Source organism: Spongiivirga sp. MCCC 1A20706 (assembly GCF_046524175.1).
Lineage (GTDB): Bacteria > Bacteroidota > Bacteroidia > Flavobacteriales > Flavobacteriaceae > Spongiivirga.
In genome coordinates, this window is sequence record NZ_JBEFZF010000006.1 from 1 (window position 1) to 19,631 (window position 19,631).

Annotated in this window: 14 protein-coding genes; 9 read left to right on the forward strand and 5 right to left on the reverse strand. The window is 35.1% G+C overall.

Going from position 1 to position 19,631, the window contains the following annotated elements:
* Positions 1–531: 531 nt before the first annotated feature.
* From ABN763_RS14190 to ABN763_RS14210, 5 genes are all read right to left on the reverse strand, one after another.
* Positions 532–2,532, reverse strand: a complete 2,001-nt coding sequence (locus ABN763_RS14190) for a putative porin (RefSeq protein ID WP_410486148.1) — start codon at positions 2,530–2,532, stop codon at positions 532–534.
* A gap of 131 nt (positions 2,533–2,663) precedes the next feature.
* Entirely contained in the window at positions 2,664–3,320 is a 657-nt protein-coding gene (locus tag ABN763_RS14195) for a hypothetical protein (RefSeq protein ID WP_410486149.1), read from the reverse strand.
* A gap of 208 nt (positions 3,321–3,528) precedes the next feature.
* A complete protein-coding gene (locus ABN763_RS14200) occupies positions 3,529–4,350 on the reverse strand; it encodes a hypothetical protein (protein ID WP_410486150.1) in 822 nt (273 codons plus the stop codon).
* Between the two features lie 18 nt (positions 4,351–4,368).
* Complete coding sequence (locus ABN763_RS14205) at positions 4,369–5,790, reverse strand: RagB/SusD family nutrient uptake outer membrane protein (protein WP_410486151.1); 1,422 nt, start codon at positions 5,788–5,790, stop codon at positions 4,369–4,371.
* Between the two features lie 12 nt (positions 5,791–5,802).
* Positions 5,803–8,862 carry a SusC/RagA family TonB-linked outer membrane protein gene (locus ABN763_RS14210; RefSeq protein WP_410486152.1) on the reverse strand — a complete coding sequence of 1,020 codons (3,060 nt, stop codon included), beginning with the start codon at positions 8,860–8,862 and terminating at the stop codon, positions 5,803–5,805.
* Positions 8,863–9,070: 208 nt separating this feature from the next.
* Between ABN763_RS14210 and ABN763_RS14215 the strand changes: the two genes are divergently transcribed.
* The 9 genes from ABN763_RS14215 to ABN763_RS14255 all read left to right on the forward strand — a co-directional run bounded on the left by ABN763_RS14215 (position 9,071) and on the right by ABN763_RS14255 (position 19,582).
* Entirely contained in the window at positions 9,071–9,670 is a 600-nt protein-coding gene (locus ABN763_RS14215; protein WP_410486153.1) for a ribonuclease HII, read from the forward strand.
* Between the two features lie 99 nt (positions 9,671–9,769).
* Positions 9,770–12,259 (forward strand): hypothetical protein, encoded by a 2,490-nt coding sequence (locus ABN763_RS14220; protein ID WP_410486154.1) that lies wholly within the window; start codon positions 9,770–9,772, stop codon positions 12,257–12,259.
* 6 nt (positions 12,260–12,265) lie between these two features.
* Positions 12,266–12,967, forward strand: a complete 702-nt coding sequence (locus ABN763_RS14225; protein ID WP_410486155.1) for a hypothetical protein — start codon at positions 12,266–12,268, stop codon at positions 12,965–12,967.
* Between the two features lie 77 nt (positions 12,968–13,044).
* Positions 13,045–13,572, forward strand: coding sequence for a hypothetical protein (locus ABN763_RS14230; RefSeq protein WP_410486156.1), 528 nt, complete (start codon positions 13,045–13,047; stop codon positions 13,570–13,572).
* A gap of 177 nt (positions 13,573–13,749) precedes the next feature.
* A complete protein-coding gene (locus tag ABN763_RS14235) occupies positions 13,750–16,443 on the forward strand; it encodes an ATP-binding protein (RefSeq protein ID WP_410486157.1) in 2,694 nt (897 codons plus the stop codon).
* Between the two features lie 139 nt (positions 16,444–16,582).
* Positions 16,583–16,738, forward strand: coding sequence for a hypothetical protein (locus ABN763_RS14240; RefSeq protein WP_410486158.1), 156 nt, complete (start codon positions 16,583–16,585; stop codon positions 16,736–16,738).
* Between the two features lie 179 nt (positions 16,739–16,917).
* Positions 16,918–17,460 (forward strand): hypothetical protein, encoded by a 543-nt coding sequence (locus ABN763_RS14245; protein WP_410486159.1) that lies wholly within the window; start codon positions 16,918–16,920, stop codon positions 17,458–17,460.
* 115 nt (positions 17,461–17,575) lie between these two features.
* The gene (locus tag ABN763_RS14250) at positions 17,576–18,883 is read left to right on the forward strand and encodes an OmpA family protein (protein WP_410486160.1); all 1,308 of its coding nucleotides are present in this window, start codon (positions 17,576–17,578) and stop codon (positions 18,881–18,883) included.
* Positions 18,884–18,931: 48 nt separating this feature from the next.
* Positions 18,932–19,582 carry a hypothetical protein gene (locus ABN763_RS14255; RefSeq protein ID WP_410486161.1) on the forward strand — a complete coding sequence of 217 codons (651 nt, stop codon included), beginning with the start codon at positions 18,932–18,934 and terminating at the stop codon, positions 19,580–19,582.
* Positions 19,583–19,631: the final 49 nt, after the last annotated feature.

A 19,631-nucleotide genomic window follows, 5' to 3' on the forward strand; every position in this document is an offset into this window, starting at 1 on the left:
CTCTAAACACCTACCATAAAACCACTAATTTTTAAGAACTTTTTTCACTCTCCCTGAAAGCGGGTGCAAATATAAAAACAGTTTTTAATTCACACAACAAAAAAAATTAATTTTTTTTATCTCACAACTCCCAATACAAAATGAACTCTTTAAACTAACCCAAACGTTCCCCGTCTAAGCGGCTGCAAATATAGAATAGTCTTTTGATTTACCGCAAGACTTTTGTTGTTTTTTTCGAAGTTTTTTCAGCATCTTTTTCAAGCCCTTTATTTATAGGCTTTTGCTCAATTTCACAAAACACATTTTTACTAAAAAAAGCTACTTTACAGCAAAAGGTTTTCCAATTTTACCACAATCTCGTTACTGTAAACTTATTAATACGCACTTTATAATCGCTAAACAAGTGTTCATCTGCGTTATGGATGAAACGGCATGTTGGAGCTCTCTTCTTGGTTTTTAACTATGGAAGAAGCGACTAGTGACAGCCCGACCCAACTTAGCTTTAGCAACCGCGGGAGCGCCCAAGTTATGTTACGTAAAGAAATTCCATACAACACCAAAGCGCACTATGAAATCCCGATATGGGTAATTGGGTGCCGATAAAAAATTATAACCTGTAAAGCTACTGTTAAAATGTTCAGCCTTTAAGTAAATACGTGTTTGGCGCACTTTTGCATTGAAAAAGAAATCGAGAACCGGAAAGTTACCGATCTTTGTTTGATTTTGGGTATAGAATTCGCCAATTAAGGGGCTATATTCGTCAGCATTATACTCGGTAAAATACTTTAGTGTGAATCCAGATTGGAAATACATGGCTTTTTTGAATAGAAAACCGGAATAATACAGGGTATTTCGTGTAACAATTTCAGGCACATTAATGACTTGCTGATCTTGGGTTATATTTTGGTATTGAACCGTATTGTGCAGCGCAAACTTACCAACCCTAATTTCGTGCTGTAGTTTTGCTTTTAGATAATTGATAGTCCCAGTAAACTGAAATGGTTGTGCTTGTGCAACTTCTGTTGATTCGACAGGCAGTATTTCTTTACCAAAATATGCGTAATTATCAATAATGGAATAGCTGACATTAATATCGAACCATTTTTTTGATTTAAAATTGAATTGCCCAGTTTGAGTTTTAACATTGTCAAAATTGTTAAGCCAATTATACTTTGTATAATCACTTTGATACATTATTAGATTAAAATCAGGGGCTGTTGAGGCGGATTGTATGGAGGCACTTAACGAAAGGTCGTCTGAAAATTGATAGCCAGCATTAGCATTCAGACTATTTCCGGATAAATCGCCTGTAATAATAGTTTGTAAGTTAGCACCAATATCGAACTGACCTATTTTGTGCTGCCAACTACCACCGATGCCTATGGTACTGCCCTTTATGTTATTAGGAATAACTGTTTCATCTTCGTTAATAAAGGTACTGCCATGTATATAGTTATAATTATAATAACTACTAGTAAACTTAAGTTCACCTGTTAGTTTCGAATCGTAGCTTAAATACAATTGATTGTTCATAGCGCGAAGCTTAGAACGATCATCAATCGATCCAGAGGCGAGGGTGGTGCCAAAAAAAGTATCTGCAGCAGTCTTTTCAAAACGATAAGATTTAGTTTCGTAATTAAATACGTGTCCTAATTTAAGGTTATACCTTCTAAGCGAATCATTTTTCTTAAAGATGCTAAAGTCATGGTCGAGAAAGTACCGCTTACCGTCCAATCGGTTTTCAGCATCTTGATATAAGACTCCTATTAGAGATCTGTCTTTGAATTCGTCTTCACCTGAGGTAAACTGCCCCTCTAGATCTTCAACTCCGCCATTTTCCTGATTGGTTATATCTTGAGCAGCAATATGCCAACGGGCGTGGTACCTTTTGTTAGTAGTATTGTAATTGGAAGTTATTGCAAAGTTACCGTTACTAGTTAATATGTGTTGATACTTACCTAATGAGCGGAGCCCCTTGTAAGCCAACGAAATATTGAAATTTGGACTAGGATTAAGAGTGATCATCGTTTCCAACAACTGCCCCTGCTCCATGGTCGTTTTAAAAAGAATATCAGTGACGGGAGTGGGAACCTGGTAATAATAGATATCATTAAGTTCTTTGTATGCGAAATGCTTTGCCTTCAAACCGTATTCCGGGTAAATGGATGAACGCTTAAATGAATAACCAAGACTGTTATAAGTTTGTCCAACATTAGAGAAACGCAGTAATTCGAAATTATCCTTACGCAGATAGTTGTATTTATATTCTTTTTGAATCGTAAGTGTTGTGTCGATAAAAGTGGTATCTCGATTATGTGAAATGACTTTATATAAGTCGATTGTTGGCTTTACTTGCTTGTTTCTAGCCAATGCTTCAGGATCAAATGTACGCCCTCCCTTTTTTTGAATGGTGGAGTCTTGTTGTTGCTGATTAAATGGGTCAGTATTGTTATCTGGTTTCGGCGGTAAGTCTTGTCCTAAGACAAATGATGAGATACTGAAAAAGAAAAAACAGAAAAATGTGTATTTCATGTATTATTGCTGATGATTATACAGCGGCCACATGGTACCGATTGTTATCGGGATAAAGGTATGGTATTTGAATTAATTTAAGTGGTAAGGTTTTGTGAAATAAAAAACCCTCCAGAAGGGAGGGGTTATATCTAGTTTTTGTAATAATATGCGACAATTTGCTTTAAGTCATTTTCGTCATCTAATTTAAATTTTCGTTTTTTGACTAACTGCGCAATGTCATCCTTCTTATCACTAAAGACGTTAAAGAACCTCTTTTTCTTCTCCGGTAGTTTTTGAACTAACTCACCCTTTGTCTTCAGATAATAAGAAGATCTACTCTTAAGAAACTTCGCAGGCTTATCATTCCCATATCCATTTTTTGCTTTTTGTTCTTCTTGAAAACCGATGACATCCCGAGCAAGAAGCATATTTCCATCAGCACTTTCCCAAACAACTCTACCGAAAGCATTTCCATAGGCTTCTCCCATAGGAATATAGGTTTCGCCGGTAGATTTAATTTTCACACTTTTAACATTTGAAACCGGCACCACCTTTACTCCAGCACCGACTTTTACCTCCATCTGTTCTTCACTAGCATTATACCTAACTAGATAACTTCCTTTAAAACCCTGTATCGAAGCTGGTAGAAAATCACTATGAATATAAGGAGTTCCCTTCACACCATCTTTGTTACTTGGTCTTAATGTAATAAATTCTACTTTACGAAAAGAGGAATCAACTGTTCCTTGAGAAAAAACTGACCCGGTGGCCACAACAAAAGATAGAATAATAAGTAAGTTCTTCATAAAACCAAATTTAAGTTTTAAAGGTAATTTTTTTTAACCAATTATTTATTATTAAAATGTTAATAGTCAAATCTGAGCAAAACTCTTAGTGAAGAAAAAATCAAAAATACGATTACCTTCCTTCACGAAAAATTTCATTCCAATAAAGTAAAAACTAAAAAAGCCATATAATTTTAAATTATATGGCTTTAATTTAACTTTAATTACTCTATTGTACGACCAATACCAAAGTAAATGCAGCGAATCCACCGCCGAAAACTCCATTTGCAGCTTCAATAGTAATTTGATTTATACATGTTAAGGCTCTACCCGAAATCCCTGTAACAGGAACAGGTGTTGTACCACCATTAATAAATATCAATGTTCCATCTGGAGAGCCATTTGTAATATTTCCTGTTGCAGGATCTATATTCAAAATAATATCATCTGACGTGCTAACGCCAAAACCTCCAACTATGGTAATTTGATTTTCTCCTGGACCCTCTACTACAGTACGAGGATCTGCAGCTGTATCTTCTAACCCAAATGCACTAAGCAACTCATTCGAAACAGTTGTTGCAGTCCCAACAATATTAGATAATTCAAAAGAAGGGCATTCAACTGTGAAACCAAAAGAAAGTGTGTTACGAGCACCACCCTCAACAACTGTAGCACCATCAACTGATACCAAATTTAGAATCAGAGCATCGCCCTGTTCAGGGAAATCAGTTGTCGCAAATGTTGTCACTAACGCCTCTCCGGTGTAGCTCCCAGCAGGAATAATACCTGTTAATTGAATATCATAGAGCGTCGGGTCAAGACTAGAGTCTTCATCAACTGATAGTGTAAAAGATCTATCTACGTTAGATGCAGCAGAAACACCTATTACCAATCTGTTTTCTGTATCAGCCGCGGGATTAATTACCAAAACTTCACCTCCATTGAAAGAGGCTATTGCTTGTGCTCCCTGAGAATCAGCAGTTACCTGCGAATCTTTATCACAGGAACCAATTAAAAACCCTATTAGTAGGATATAAACTAGTTTTTTCATTTTAAATATTTTAAATTTTTAGTTACCGTAGCCCGGGTTTTGAACGATTGCCGTATTTCCTGCAATTTCAACATTAGGGATTGGCATAGCAAAACGGCGATCATCTACGGGGATACCACAAGGAATACCCTGCGCCCCACAATCTCTAGCATCACGAACAATGCCATTACCCAAAATATCACGAGTTCTTCTAAAATCAATATAACGATGTCCTTCGTAAGCCAACTCTAATCTTCTTTCTAAAAGAATATCTTCAATCGCATCCCTTAAACTTCCGTATGAAGGTGTAGGTTGATCTGACCCAAATCTTGCATCTCGAAGCATGTCAACTGTAGTAGCGGCTCCACTCAAATCATTTGAACGTGCTTGAGCTTCCGCTTTGATAAGATATTGCTCAGCCACTCTGAAAACTTTAACATTGTTTCTAAGATCCTCACCTGGTCTACCAAAATATTTACCGACTCTTGTTTCTCCAGATTCACTAGTTACTAAATCAATAACAACTTCTCTTCTAGCATCCATAGGATCTAGTAAGTCTCCTAAACCAAAAGACACCTCTAGAAAGGGGTTTCTTGTCCCGAAAGAAAACAAAGTACCCGGACTTCCTCCTGCTGCTTGGTTTCTAATTAATGACCAAATAACTTCTTCGTCATTTGTATCTCTAAAAATACCTAAATAGTCCGCCTTATCTGCCAACGGGATAGCAGCTATCAAAGCATTAGCGTTAGCTATCGCACCTGCATTATCCCCTGTATAAAGGGCAAGTCTAGCTCTAGCTGCAGTAATAAATTCTGGTGTAACTCTATTGAGATCTGTTTGGTTACCCAAAACGGATGCCGCTCTATCCAAATCAGCAGTTATGGCAGCGCTTAAATCGGCAACAGTATTCCTTACAGGCTGTTCAAAGACAATTATACTATTAACATAAGGAACTGCCAAAGCATCCGGAGCAAATTCACCTCCTGGCGCAATGTTATCATCAGATGAATAAAGAGCCATCAAATCGATGTGAGCTAAGGATCGTAAAGCTAACATTTCACCCAAAGCCCTGTTTAATCTAGCTCGCTCATCGGCATCATCAGTTTCAAAACCTTCAATGGCCAAAATAACCTGAGTTGCAAGATTTATAACTCCATACCTTGATGTCCATATTCCTGTAGTACTTCCACTACCTGGATCTAGGACCTGCGACAAGTCGGCAATACCTTGACCACCACTGTTAGATCCTATTCTTAAGTCATCAACAAATCTTGAAGAAAACGCTATAACATTTTCAGGATTATAAGATCCGTAAGCAGCCTGAACCCCCTGCTCGATATCTCCTACAGTACCAAAGGCTTGACTGGAATCAATCAAGTCAATGGGGTCAATCTCTCTGGCATCCTCACAAGAGAGAAATACAAAAAGAGATGCTATTAAATAAAAACTATATTTTTTCATGATTAACTCTAATTAAAAATTAATATCAAATCCTAACGTAAACGTTCTTCCCACCGGAAAATCAAAGAAAGAACCAGCATCATTATCTTCAGGATCAAATCCTCTCCACTTAGACCAAGTCACTAAATTCTGAGCTTGTACATAGATTTGAATGCTCTTGAAATGATTCTTCAATTGATCAGAATTAAAAGTATAACCCAATGTCACGTTTCGTAGTCTTAAGAAAGACGAATCTTCTAAATAACGAGTTCCATCCGCGAAACGGTTAAAAAACTGCGGATCTGGGATATCAGTAATATCACCAGGCTGCGTCCAACGATCTAATACTCTCGTAGATTGATTAGCAATTCCAACTAATGAAGGATCCTCTACAACCGCTAAGGTGCCATTGTTTCTCCAAACGTTTGTTGCGTAACTAAATAAACTTGTTAAACCAAATCCCTTATAAGTTACGTTCAACCCAAATCCACCAGAGAATTCAGGATCTCTTGTTTTGTCTAAGATCACTCGATTATCCAAACTAAATTGTTCTGTAACATTACCGTCAACGTCTAAAAACAAAGGTCGTCCATTTGCTGGATTAACCCCAGCATAACGTACATCAAAGAACGATCCAAAAGGATCTCCAACTGATAAAGATTGTGTAAGACCTCTATCTACAAATTCTTGCTCGCCATCTATTGAAATAACTTCGTTTTTATTGTAAGCGGTATTTGCAAATAAGTTAACAACCAAATCACTAGTTTGCACTACATCATAAGACATCGCAAACTCAACACCTGTATTTCTAAGCTCACCAAGGTTTCTCAATATTGTTGTAAAACCAGATGTTGCAGAAATTGGTGCACTCAGAAGAATGTCTTCAGTATCTTCTTGATAAACATCAAGAGATCCGGATAGACGCCCTTTCATAAAACCAAAATCAAGTCCAACATTAATACTTTTCTTTGTCTCCCATCTTAAATCAGGATTACCAATAGCGAAAGGAAATACCCCAGGGTTACCAGCATAACCTGTTCCCGAAGAAAATAAATCTCTTGTAGCAAAAATATTTGCTTGACCGAATCCAATATCCTGATTACCTACTTCTCCATACCCCGCTCTTAAAGCCAAGTTATCAATCCAAGTAGAATCACTCAACCAATCTTCCTTAGTAATATTCCATCTTCCAGAGACAGAAAAGAATGTCCCCCATTCATTATCACTTGAGAAACGCGAAGAAGCATCACGACGAATATTCGCCTCGATATTGTATTTACCATCATATCCATAGCGCACAAGTCCGAAAACAGAAAATAAACCTAAATCCACACTTCTACCTTCTAAAGTAGGCACGTAAGGAGTAGTACCATCAGGGTCCGCTGTTTGACCACTTGTTAAACCCAAAATAGAATTTGGTAATCTAGGATCAATACCAAATCCTGTAAATCCTGCATCACGGAATTGCTGTTTAAAGTACTCCGTAAACGCACCAACCTCAAGATTGTGCTTATCATTAAATGTATTGGTATATGTAATATTATTAGACCAGTTCACCCTTAAAGCTCTTTGAGTAGCTTCTCTTCTGCTACCTCTAATCTGCGCAGTTGGGTTTGGAACATTTGCAATACCACGTAAACTTGTAGGACTAATAATATCTAAATCGCTTTCCTGAGTATAATCTACACCAACATTAGTACCTACAGACACGTTATCTGTTAATTGATATTTACCACTCACACTGATTACTGCCCTTATTTCATCTTCACGATTAGTGTTAAATCGATTGGTATTTTGAGTCACATATGGCGTATTCTGGAAACCAGTTGGAGCCAACGCAGCACCTGTTATCGGATCGTTGCTTAAACCTGTAATGTTTAAAGAACCGTCAGGATTAAAAGGTGAATAATAAGGCAAACTAATAAAAGCTGCCAAGAACGGGTTATCTAAAGAACCACCACCAGCAGCTCCATTTACAACAAAATCATTTCTAGTAAAGTTTAATGATATATTTGTAGAGAATGTTAATTTATCAGATCTAGCATCTAAGTTTGAACGCAATGATATACGCTGTAACTTTGACCTCAAAGAAGTACCCTCCTGCTCAAAATACTGTATAGAACTAAAAGAACGAGAGTTTTCGCCACCACCAGAAAAAGTTAATTCCTGAGAAAAAGTTTTACCTTGTCTTAATAAGAAATCCTGCCAGTTAGTATTAACTCGGCCAAATTGTGCTATTTCTGCATCACTCAAGCCATTACCAGCACCTGCACCCAAATCTCTTTGGTAAGTTAAAAATTGAGAGCTACTAAGGAAATTAATGTTTGGCTCTATTAAATCGGTAAAACCATATTGTGATCTATAAGTTACACTTAAAGGTTGATTAAAGCTACCTCTTTTAGTAGTTACTATAATAACCCCGTTCGCACCTCTATTACCATATATTGCAGAAGCACTCGCGTCTTTTAGAACGGTTAAATTTTCGATATCGTTAGAATTTATACTTCTAAAATTATCCTCATCAACAGGAACACCATCAATAATGAAAAGAGGCTCAATATTTGCGTTCGGATTAAATGAACTTCGCCCTCTTAAGATAATAGTACCACTAGCCCCAGGTTGTCCTGATCCAGCATTCACACTAAGACCAGCTACCTGACCTTGCAGTACCTGATCCAAAGCTGGAATAGGAACATTTTCAATAGTTTCGGCCGTTACCGTAGTTTGAGCAGCCGTTACGCTTTCCTTTTTAACTGTAGAATAACCGGTTACCACAACTTCTTCCAATGCTTCTGCATCTTCTTCTAAAACAACATTGATTGTTGTCTTACCGCCAACTGAAATAGTTTGAGTTTTTAAACCTAAATAAGAAAAAACTAAACTTTCGCTAGAAGAAGCGTTGATGGAATAATTACCATCAAAATCAGTTTGCGTTCCGCGCGAAGTACCCTGTACCACGACGCTCACACCAGGTAATGGTAAACCATCGGATGCCGAGGTAACATTACCAGTAATCGTCTTTTCCTGTGCAAAGGAAAAACTTGTAACCAACGCCAATAATAGCGTTAGAAACAAAGTAAACTTTGATCTCATACTTTTAAATTATTTGAATTAGTCAATCGCAAACATCCTAATAATTTGTTAATAAAGCAAAAAAATGAGTATGTTTAACAAGAACGCTCAAAGGTTAAACTAAATATTTGCTAATCAAAGTATTCGTTTATTGAAAAATATTTATTTTTTTGTAATCTTTATGTGTAATCTATCAACAATTTTAACTAAAATACAGTCAAAACATTAAATGTTAAATCTTAAGTTTAGTAAGTTCATTCTCGAATGCGGCACGGATGAAGCTGGACGGGGATGTTTAGCAGGTCCAGTCACCGCTGCTGCAGTAATTCTTCCGACCGATTTCTCAAACGAAATACTTAATGATTCTAAACAACTGTCAGAGAAAAAAAGACTGTCATTACAACCCATTATAGAACAACAAAGTGTAGCATTTGGAGTGGCGCATATTGTTCCTGAAAAAATTGACAAAATCAATATTCTAAATGCTTCCATACTTGCCATGCATAAGTCTATAAAAAAGTTAAATCCGAACCCTGAGTTTATCTTAGTTGATGGTAACCGATTTAAGTGCTTCAAAGAAATTCCGCATCAAACTATTATCAAGGGTGATGGTAAGTATTTGAATATTGCAGCCGCTTCGGTACTTGCTAAAACATATCGAGATCTTTATATGATGCAAATCCACGAAGAATTTCCCATGTATAATTGGAAAAAAAACAAGGGCTATCCTACGGAAGAGCATCGAGCGGCAATTAAAAAATATGGCCCTTGTAAATACCACCGTAAATCATTCAGATTACTTCCCGAACAACTCTCACTAGACCTATAAGTAAATCGTTCATTGTTTTGTTGAAAAAAGACTTCCGGCTATCATTTACACAAAATGAATAAAAGCTACTTTTCAATCTTATAAATATTGATTGAATCGATGCGAAAAAGTCTGTTATCCTATTTAGTGACTATACTCTTATTTATCAGTTGTAATGAACAAAACACATCTAAAACTGATGTCTTTAGTTTAATTCCCCACAATTCAGGAGTAATCATAAAAACAAATAGCCTAAACATTTTAAAAAGTAATCTTCAGAATCATGACTTTATAAGTCTTTTGAAGAATACTTACCTCAAAAAGCAGTTTACCAATAAACTTTCTTTCTTAAAAGATCTTAATTTTGATGAAACCGCTCTAGTTTGCATTTCAAATGAAGGTAGAAATAGTTTTGAAATTACCATTGTCACGGAAAGTAACAGCACCTTTAAGCAAAGCCTAAACTCATCTAAATTTCAGATTACCTCTTCCACTTATTTAAATAACACGATCAATCAAATAAAAAGAGATGATCATGAAGTATACCAACTATCTATTGACGATAAGGTGATAATTTCAACTTCCAAACTGCTGGCTGAAAATACACTTCGTCATTATAAATCACCTAGTGTTTTCACCTCTGAAGCCTTCAAAAAATTGTACAAGACTACAGATATAAATGCCCCGTTCTCATTTTTTGTCAATATTGAAAATGCAAATGACCTTTTGACCAGCATGCTCCCAAATAGTAAAAGAAATACTTATCAACATCTTGCTAATTGGGTAGCGATTGATGCCGATATTGATGGCCACGATATGCAGTTCAACGGAGTTGTTACTGCTAGTGATTCAGTTCAACTACACTTTAATATTCTTAAAGGTCTGGAAGGACATTTATTGCAAAGCACAAAAATTGCCCCAGCTACAAGCACCTATGTCAAAGCATATGCATTTAACGATTTTGCCGTTTTACATAAGAACATTAACCAATATTTGGAAAAAACTGGGGCTCCTACAGGGAAAAGCTATCATCCAATATTTGAAGATATTGATGAAATATCACAGCTTCAGCTTGACAAAAATACTGCCATTTTAATACATTCTAAAGACGTCTTTGCAACTAATGAAGCTATAGCAAGTGAAAAAAACGAAGTAAAAAAATTTAGAGATATTTCTATTTATGAGTTCAGCATTTCCGATATCTTTAATAAAAATACCCCTACCATTCTTCCAGAAATTGATATAAACTACTACTTCAAAGTCAATGATTCTTATATTTTCTCAAAAGAAATAGCCCCGCTTCAAGACATTATTTCTTCATTTCAGAATGGGAACACAATTGAAAAGAATGATCATTTTAAAAATGGTATAGATCATCTGTCAGAAGAAACTTCATTCACTTTTATTGCAAATGCAGATCAATTTAAATCTATTTTGAAAGACAAAGTCTCAACGAAAAGGTCTAAAGAAATTAATCAACTGGATCTAAAGGAATACCCTTGGATAGTTTTTCAATTGAACTATCAAGATGATTTTGGATATTTAAACGGTATTATCAAAAAGAAAAAAGGCACCGTCAAAACAAACGTTGTGGCACAAACTGCTAGCATAACATTGGACAATAAAATTACAAGCAAACTGCAGCTAGTCACAAACCATCGAACAAAACAAAAAGAAATAGTGGTACAAGATGAAAACAACATCTTATACCTTATTTCTAATAAAGGTAATATTTTATGGAAAAAACAGCTAGAAAGCAAAATAGTTGGTGGAATCAAACAAGTCGATCTTTATAAAAATGGAAGGTTACAGCTCATTTTTAATACTCCTCACAAACTACATGTTTTAGATCGGAACGGAAAAGTAGTTGATCCATTCCCAATAAGTTTTGAGGATGAAATTACTCAACCTATCGCTGTTTTTGATTACGATAAAAGTAGAAATTATCGATTCTTAATTACACAAAACAACCACTTGTTAATGCTAGATGGTGGGGGAAAGACTGTAAAAGGTTTCGAGTTTACAAAGGCAAGCTCCAACTTAATTCACGCCCCAAAACACGTCAGGTCATCAGGAAAAGATTACATTGTCTTTCCTACTACAGATGGCATTCTACATATTCTTAACCGCCGTGGACAACAAAGAATCAAAGTCAATAAAAAAATCGATTTTTCCGAAAACCAAATATACTTTTACCGAAATAAGTTTGTAGCGACTGACAAAAAGGGACTTTTACATCTTGTAGACAAATCAGGTAAAACGGAAGTAGCAAAATTAGGGCTACAAGCCCAACATAGCTTCACAACAACAAGCAAAACACTTGCTAGTTTATCAGATAATACGCTTACAATTAAGAAGAAAAAAGTTCAACTTGATTATGGCCTTTATAGTGAACCCTACATCTTTTATCTCAACGACAAAATCTACGTTTCGGTAACAGATGTACAAGCTAAAAAGGTATACTTGTTTGACAGCAATGCTAAATTACTACCAAACTTTCCAGTTTACGGTGCTTCTGCAATTGCAATGGACAATATTGATAATGATGAGAATCCAGAATTCGTAGTACAAGGTGAAGACGACTCTATCTTAATTTATAATATGAACTAGGTGATCATGAAATTTACCAAATCAACTTTAAGTCTCTTATTTCTTGTTTTTACAACTCATTTCAACGCACAAAACTGTGAAAATGCCCTCCTTTTAAAGGAAGGCAATGCGCTTACTTATAATACGTACAACAAAAAAGGAAAAGCCATATACCAAACAACGGTTACAACTACTTTTTTAGACACGGAAAATGATTGGTCTCAAGCTACTGTGAATAGTACAGTCATTTCTACTTCTAATGAAGATAGTTTCGATACAACGTATAAAATTAGTTGTGAAAACGGGATGATGTCTTATGAAATGATCCACTTTTTTGAGACTGCCATTTTATCGAAATACAATGCATTAGATTTCGTATTTGAAATGGATGGAGATATTCTTGAATTTCCTTCTCAATTGGAAGTAGGCCAAGATTTGAATGGTGGTACTTTTACGGCAGCGGTCGAAGGACAAACAAAGACATTGATCAAGATCATCTTTGAAATAAGCCAAAGGAAAGTGGTGGATAACGAAATGAAAACGACTAATATGGGCACTTTCGAATGCAAAAAAATAACCTATAATTATAGTAATCAAGCTGGTATTAAAACCGAGGGAACTGTATCCGAATGGTATACAAATGACAAACTGCTCTTACGCGCTGAAAAGTATAACAGAAAAGGAAAAATAATAGCAATCAAAGAACTAGTCAATATCACAAAAAAGTAGCTTACATTGCTTAAAAGTCAACAATCTGGAATGAATTCTTCCTTTTTTATATCTTGCAAAACCCTAAATTAACAAAAATGTCTATTCTCAAATTACGTTTACAACTCCTCATAGTAATTGCTTTAGGATGTACTCAGCTTCAATTTGCCCAAACCGACAGCAAATTTAGCACCACTTATTTATTAGAATCGGATTTATACGCTAATCACCTAAAAAAAGAATTAGACAATAATACAGGTAATAAAACTGCATACGAAGATGCTGTTGAAGTTGGTAGACTGCTGCGATTTAATGCGGCATCCTACGATCCTAAAATTCCAATACCAATGCCACCTTGCAAGTATAATATTATCTGTGGTAGTAATCAGATTGAAGGTATTGTTACTAAAGATATTAGTTTTATTGACGCTTCAATTATCGATGCCAATGACAATGTGGTTGCAACACTTAATGTAAGCCCAATATTTACCGATACTACATCCGGCATTAAGGTGTATTCCTTTATATGGACTCATCAAGTATTTGGAGAAGTGACATTGAATCTCACTCGGCCTAGTATTAACAAAGGAACAGAACAATATAACCATAAAGTAGTATTGCAATAAAAACTAGTCCCTAATTTAGTTCGCAAGAAATTTCCTATCTTTTAGCTATCAAACACATAGTAAATGTGTAGGGCTTGTCATATATTTTTATTTATATTTTTTCTTTCTGGTACAACAATAGTTGTTTCACAATCTGACAGTTACTTTGATTCTATTTATCTTAAGGCGAAAACTGAATTGAAAAATAGAAAATATGATACTGCATATACAATTTCTAAAGACCTAATACAACAACTGGCAGAACGAAAAAATGATTCGCTTGCATTTAAAAGCGCTCTTATTATTTTCAAAAGTCAGCCAAAACTACAGATCAAAGACACTACAGGTTTTTATGATAGTATTCAAAAGTACTATTTAGCATCAACTATTTGGCCTGAACAACTAGAAGTTCTCAAATCAATGGGTGATGGTCATTATACCAATCAGGATTTTAACGCTGCACTGCCATTTTATATCAAAATAGATTCGTTAAGTAGATTAAAATCATATATCGACCCCACGACTATTGGAGCGATTATAAAAAGATCAGAAATCTCACGCTTAACATTTACATACGAAAGTGTTGAAGAAGCATATAGCTTAGCAAAAAAAGCCTTGTCAGATGCTAAAAAAATAGACAATAAGGAACAAATTCATACTGGTTATGTTTACTTATCTGATTTAAGCGGAATGATTGGCAAAGTTGAAGAATGCAAGGAATATATAGACAAAGCACTACCTTATTTTCTGAAAGAAAATAATATAACATACGTTAGCCGACTGTATAATATACTTTATTCCTATTATCTCGAAAAAGGAGATTTCAAAAGCGCTGATGAAAATTTCCAAATTCATCTTGCCTATTTAGCTGATAAAAATGATGCCTTACTACTTGCAAAAACATACTATTACTATGGTTATTTCAAACGATATCGCTTGAAAAAATATAGTGAAGCCCTGGCCGAATTGGAAAAGTCCTATGCTTTGTATGAACCTCTAAACGAAAAAGAAACAGAAATATATCATAGGTTGTTAAGGGAACTTGGTTTTTGCAATTTGGAATTGGGGAATCACGAAAAGGCAAGTACGTTTTATAAAGCGGCATATGAACTCAAAGTTGACCTTAATAAAAAAGCAAACAGAAAACGATCCAAGGAGGTAGAATCCAAGTATAAAGTGCTTCAAAGTGAACAAGAAATAGCGCTTTTGAGTTCACAAAACGAACTAATAAAAGAACAAAAAACGAATCAGCAGCGCTTGTTTATTGCTGGTATTCTGTTAGTTGTAATAGCTGGAATTTTCATTTTCATACTATTCCGAAATCGTCAAAAAACTACTGCAAAACTTAAAGAGCTTGATAGGGCCAAATCTCATTTTTTTTCAAATATCTCTCATGAATTACGCACTCCGCTTACTCTAATAAAGGGTCATGTTCAGAATAAATTATCCAATGAAACATATAGTGAAAGCGATAAAGGTGATTTTGAAATAGTCTTAAAAAATACTGATCGCTTAACACAACTAGTAGATCAAATATTGGATATTTCGAAAATAGAGTCGGGCAAAATGAGGCTTACCATCAATCAGGCAAATCCCTTAAAAATTATAAAAGCAGTCGCACATGACTTTGTTGCTTTGGCGCACCAAAGACAAATAAATTTCGATCTTGCTATTGATAATGATATTTCTAATGGATGGATTGATACGGATGCTTTGCAAAAAATTGTTACTAACCTTATATCAAATGCGATAAAATTCACTCCTGAAAATGGAAAGATAACGCTAAAAGCTGATATTAAAAACAACAAGTTACATCTTGAAATCATAAATTCCGGAGATGGGCTAAGCGAAGAAGAAAAGGTAAACATATTCAGGCGATTCTATCAATCTCAACACTCAAAAGGAGGCACTGGTATTGGACTTGCTTTGGTCAATGAATTGGTAAAACTGCATGGTGGAGAAATTCATGTAGATAGTCAAAAGAATGAATACACCAAATTCGAATTGACCATCTCTTTAGATAAAGCGAATATTAAATACGCGACATTTAAAAAAACCCAATCTCCTCTAGCCAAAAGTTTAACTGTTTTAAATGATGATCACCTAATTTCTGGGGAAGGTGACTCTAATAATGATGAAAAACCAATATTACTTATTGTTGAAGATAATTTAGATTTGGGGAATTTATTAAACGACCATTTTAAGCATTTGTATGAGGTTATTCGCGCTCATAATGGACAACATGGATGTAAAATTGCCCTAGAAAAAGTACCAGATATTATTATTAGTGATGTAATGATGCCTGTTATGAATGGCACAGAACTAACTAAGCAACTGAAAAACGACGAACGAACTAGTCATATCCCTATTATACTATTAACCGCAAAAGCCGGAGATGAAAATACCTTGATCGGACTTGAAACTGGCGCGGATGATTATATCACGAAGCCATTTAATCAAAAAATACTAGCTACCAAAGTTTACAACCTACTATCCAACAGAAAAAAATTACGGCAACGGTATAGTCAAGAAATAGTTTTAAAACCTAAAGACATTGCTGTTAACGCAGTTGATGAGCTATTTTTAAATAAGGTGCAAACAGTTTTGGATAATCACCTAACAGAATCAGAATTTAAAGCTGAAGCTTTTGCTGAAACAATCGGTATGAGTCGTATGCAATTGCATAGAAAATTAAAAGCATTGACAGGTCTATCGGCTACCGAGTTTATAAGATCTCAACGATTAAAAATTGCTACAAAACTTCTTCACGAAAATCAAATCAATATTTCTCAAATAGGTTATGCAGTCGGGTTCAACGACCCCGCTTATTTTACTAAATGTTTTAAAGAAACTTATGGGGTTACTCCTACTGATTTCTTGAAAAAAGCCTGAAATACCGCTCTAAAAACCTCAGTAAATAAAGGTTGTTACATATTTTACAGGTTTTGTTACAATACTCATAGCCTCTAGCTCTTATTAAAAATACTTTTACAATATCAAATCAAAAAACATTCATAACACCTGTTAAATAATGAAAAATAGTGATGGTGTTTACACTGGCATAATAGACTCACTACCTAAAACAAAGGTGTATTTAAATATAGACCATCTTGATACTGGTATCTATCAATTACTAATCTCTCATAAGCATAGAATTATCAAGGTGGTCTCTTTTAAAAAAGAATAACATGAATAATGACAACTAGAGAAAGGCTTTAATCTGTCACTTTCTAGTCAGATTGCTTTATTGACTTTATTTACTGTTCTCCCAGCCCAACAACAGCGTATTAGTTGCTTGTTAACTTTTATAAGCAGATATCATTAAACTAAAAACAGATCAAATAATTAACAATAAACCATTACATCATGAAAAACACAATTAAAACCTTTCTAGGCGTTCTAGTAGTAATAACTTTTACATCCTGTGTTACCGATTATCAAGGGCAAATACCGGACGAGGCAGAATTTACTGCCACTAATTATATTTATGAGGGAGACTTATATAAATATTATTTAGAAGAACAAATCTCAAATGCTAACAATCAAACAAGCGATAATCAATTAAACTTCTGGAAAAAAGAACTTAACAATATTATAAATTTGGAGAAGCTAGGGCTTGATTTAATCCCTCCTATTCCTCCCTGCCCTACCCCTAATGAATGTGGTTATGAAGATTTAGAATATCTACTGGTCGATAGCAAAGCAGAAAAAGTAGAGGTCATTTTTTATGACAGTAATGATAAAGCTATTGGTGGTGGCACGATAGACCTACTATCTCCGCTACCCGATGCTAAGGGCCTAATTAATTTTGCAAATCTTAAAATAGAAAACTACAACGACAATCTTTATTCCATAAAAGTTGAAGTGTTTGAAAATAACAAGGTGACCAGATCCTATCTGGTCAAATAATTACTGATATACCATATGCTTTATAATCGTTCTATCTAAAATTAGTAATGATTGTGAAGATATGTTAACCTTTCTTTGACCATATCATTAAATGGTATACTAAAAATATACCATCATGAAAACAACAAGAATTATCGTTCTGCTATTAGCAATCTTCAGCTTTAGCACCGCAGACGCGCAACTATGGAAAAAACTAAAAAAACGAGCTGCAGAAGCTGCTGAAGAAGCTTTAAAAAGAAAGGTGGAAGAAAAAGCCGCTAACGAAACAGAAAAAACTTTTGATTCTATTTTTAATAGTGACGGAAAGTTTATTGGACTGAAGAAAAGAAAAAAGAAGCGTCGAAAAAACAGATCGAAGAAAGGTGTAGAAATGGATGACCAAACAGAAGGTGAATCTATGGAAGGTTTGGAAACCGACCTAGAAGCACTCGAAGTATATTCTAAATTTGATTTCGTCCCAGGGGAAGAAATGCTCTTATATGATGATTTTTCCAATGATGCATTGGGAGACTTTCCTTCAAGATGGGATACCAATGGTTCGGGAGAACTTGTGGAAATCGATGAAGAAAAATGGTTCCGATTAGTTAGCAAATCAGTTTATGTGCCTATGCTTGAAAACACACTTCCTGAGGAATATACGATAGAGTTTGATCTTTTAACAAAAGGTTTAGATCTAAAAACTAGCTCACAAGCCATGTTAGAAGTATGGTTACATGATAATAGCGGGTATCAAGGCTCTCCAAACCGAGCTTGGGTAGAAATACCGATGTGTCTATTCATCGATCCGGGTTTTATAGTCGAAAAACGAGTCGATGATAAACGGATTATGCGCAACCAAATTGGAAAAGATATTAGAAGTGTCTTACTAGAAAAAATGCATATTTCAATAGCAGTGAATAAAAGTCGTTTCCGCTTATGGGTGAATGAAAATAAGGTAGTAGATATACCGAGATTAGTCCCTGAAGGAATCACCAATTTTAAACTATATCCTAAAAGTTTAAGAGATGAAATTGATCAGTTATTTATTACTAATTTCAAAATTGCTGCCGGCGGTCAGGACTTAAGAAACCAGTTACTAGAAGAAGGAAGGTTTACAACCACTGGAATATTATTCAATTCAGGGTCCGCGTCAATTAAAGCAGAATCATATGGCGTATTAAAGAAAATTGCAAAAATGCTCGAACAAGGTGACATCGCAATCAATATTATTGGCCATACTGATAGTGATGGTGACGCAGAAATGAACCTTGCACTATCACAAGATCGTGCTGAAGCGGTAAAACAGATTCTGATTGATCAGTTTCTGGTAGATGAAAGCTTGATCGCCACCGAAGGGATGGGAGAAGAAAATCCACTTGCTGATAACACCTCCCCAGAAGGAAAAGCGCAAAATAGGAGAGTGGAATTCGTAAAAACGAATTAATATTTAGAGAATTACTTGATTAATCAGTAACTTAAAAAGTCTCAAGAAATGAAAAACTTAATATTGTATATAGCAATCGCCTCTATTAATTGCAGCTTAACAATAGCACAAAAAGCAGATGTAAAATTGGCTACAAAAGAGGAAATCGTCGAAAAGAGTACATCAAAACTCCCGCAAAAAAGAAATGCTGTTGTTTTCAACGAAGCTGACATGTTTCAAATGTATTATTCGAAGGAAACAAAGGATATTCAATTGAAAAAAAAGATGATCTTAAAAAAGATAAAGAAAGGTGATAAGAAAGCAGAACGTGATTTAAAGGAACTAAAAACAACAGAATCTAAGCTTAATGCACGAAATAAAAAAGCTTTGAAGTTCGCTAGGCTTAACGAGCAAATTTACTTTGAAATAGGCCCCATTCCTCCTTGTCCAACGCCTAATGAATGTGGTAACGAATGGCTACCAAAGCTCGATGCTGTAATAGTACAATCTTTGGTTAGATCAATCAGCATTGAAGCGGTAAATAAACAAGGTAAAACAATCGGAGTTCTTGATAAAAAGCCGAATTTCTTGAATAAAAAGATTGGCTTCAAAACCTTTAGGTTTAAATGGAAGTCAAGACCTAAAGGACCTATTACCTTTAAGATAAAAAAGGTTTTAACAAATAACCTGAAGGAATCTTATGAAGTTAATGTTCAATAATTATAAACGCAAGTCATGGTTTCCAAAGTCCATTGTAAATTACACTGGG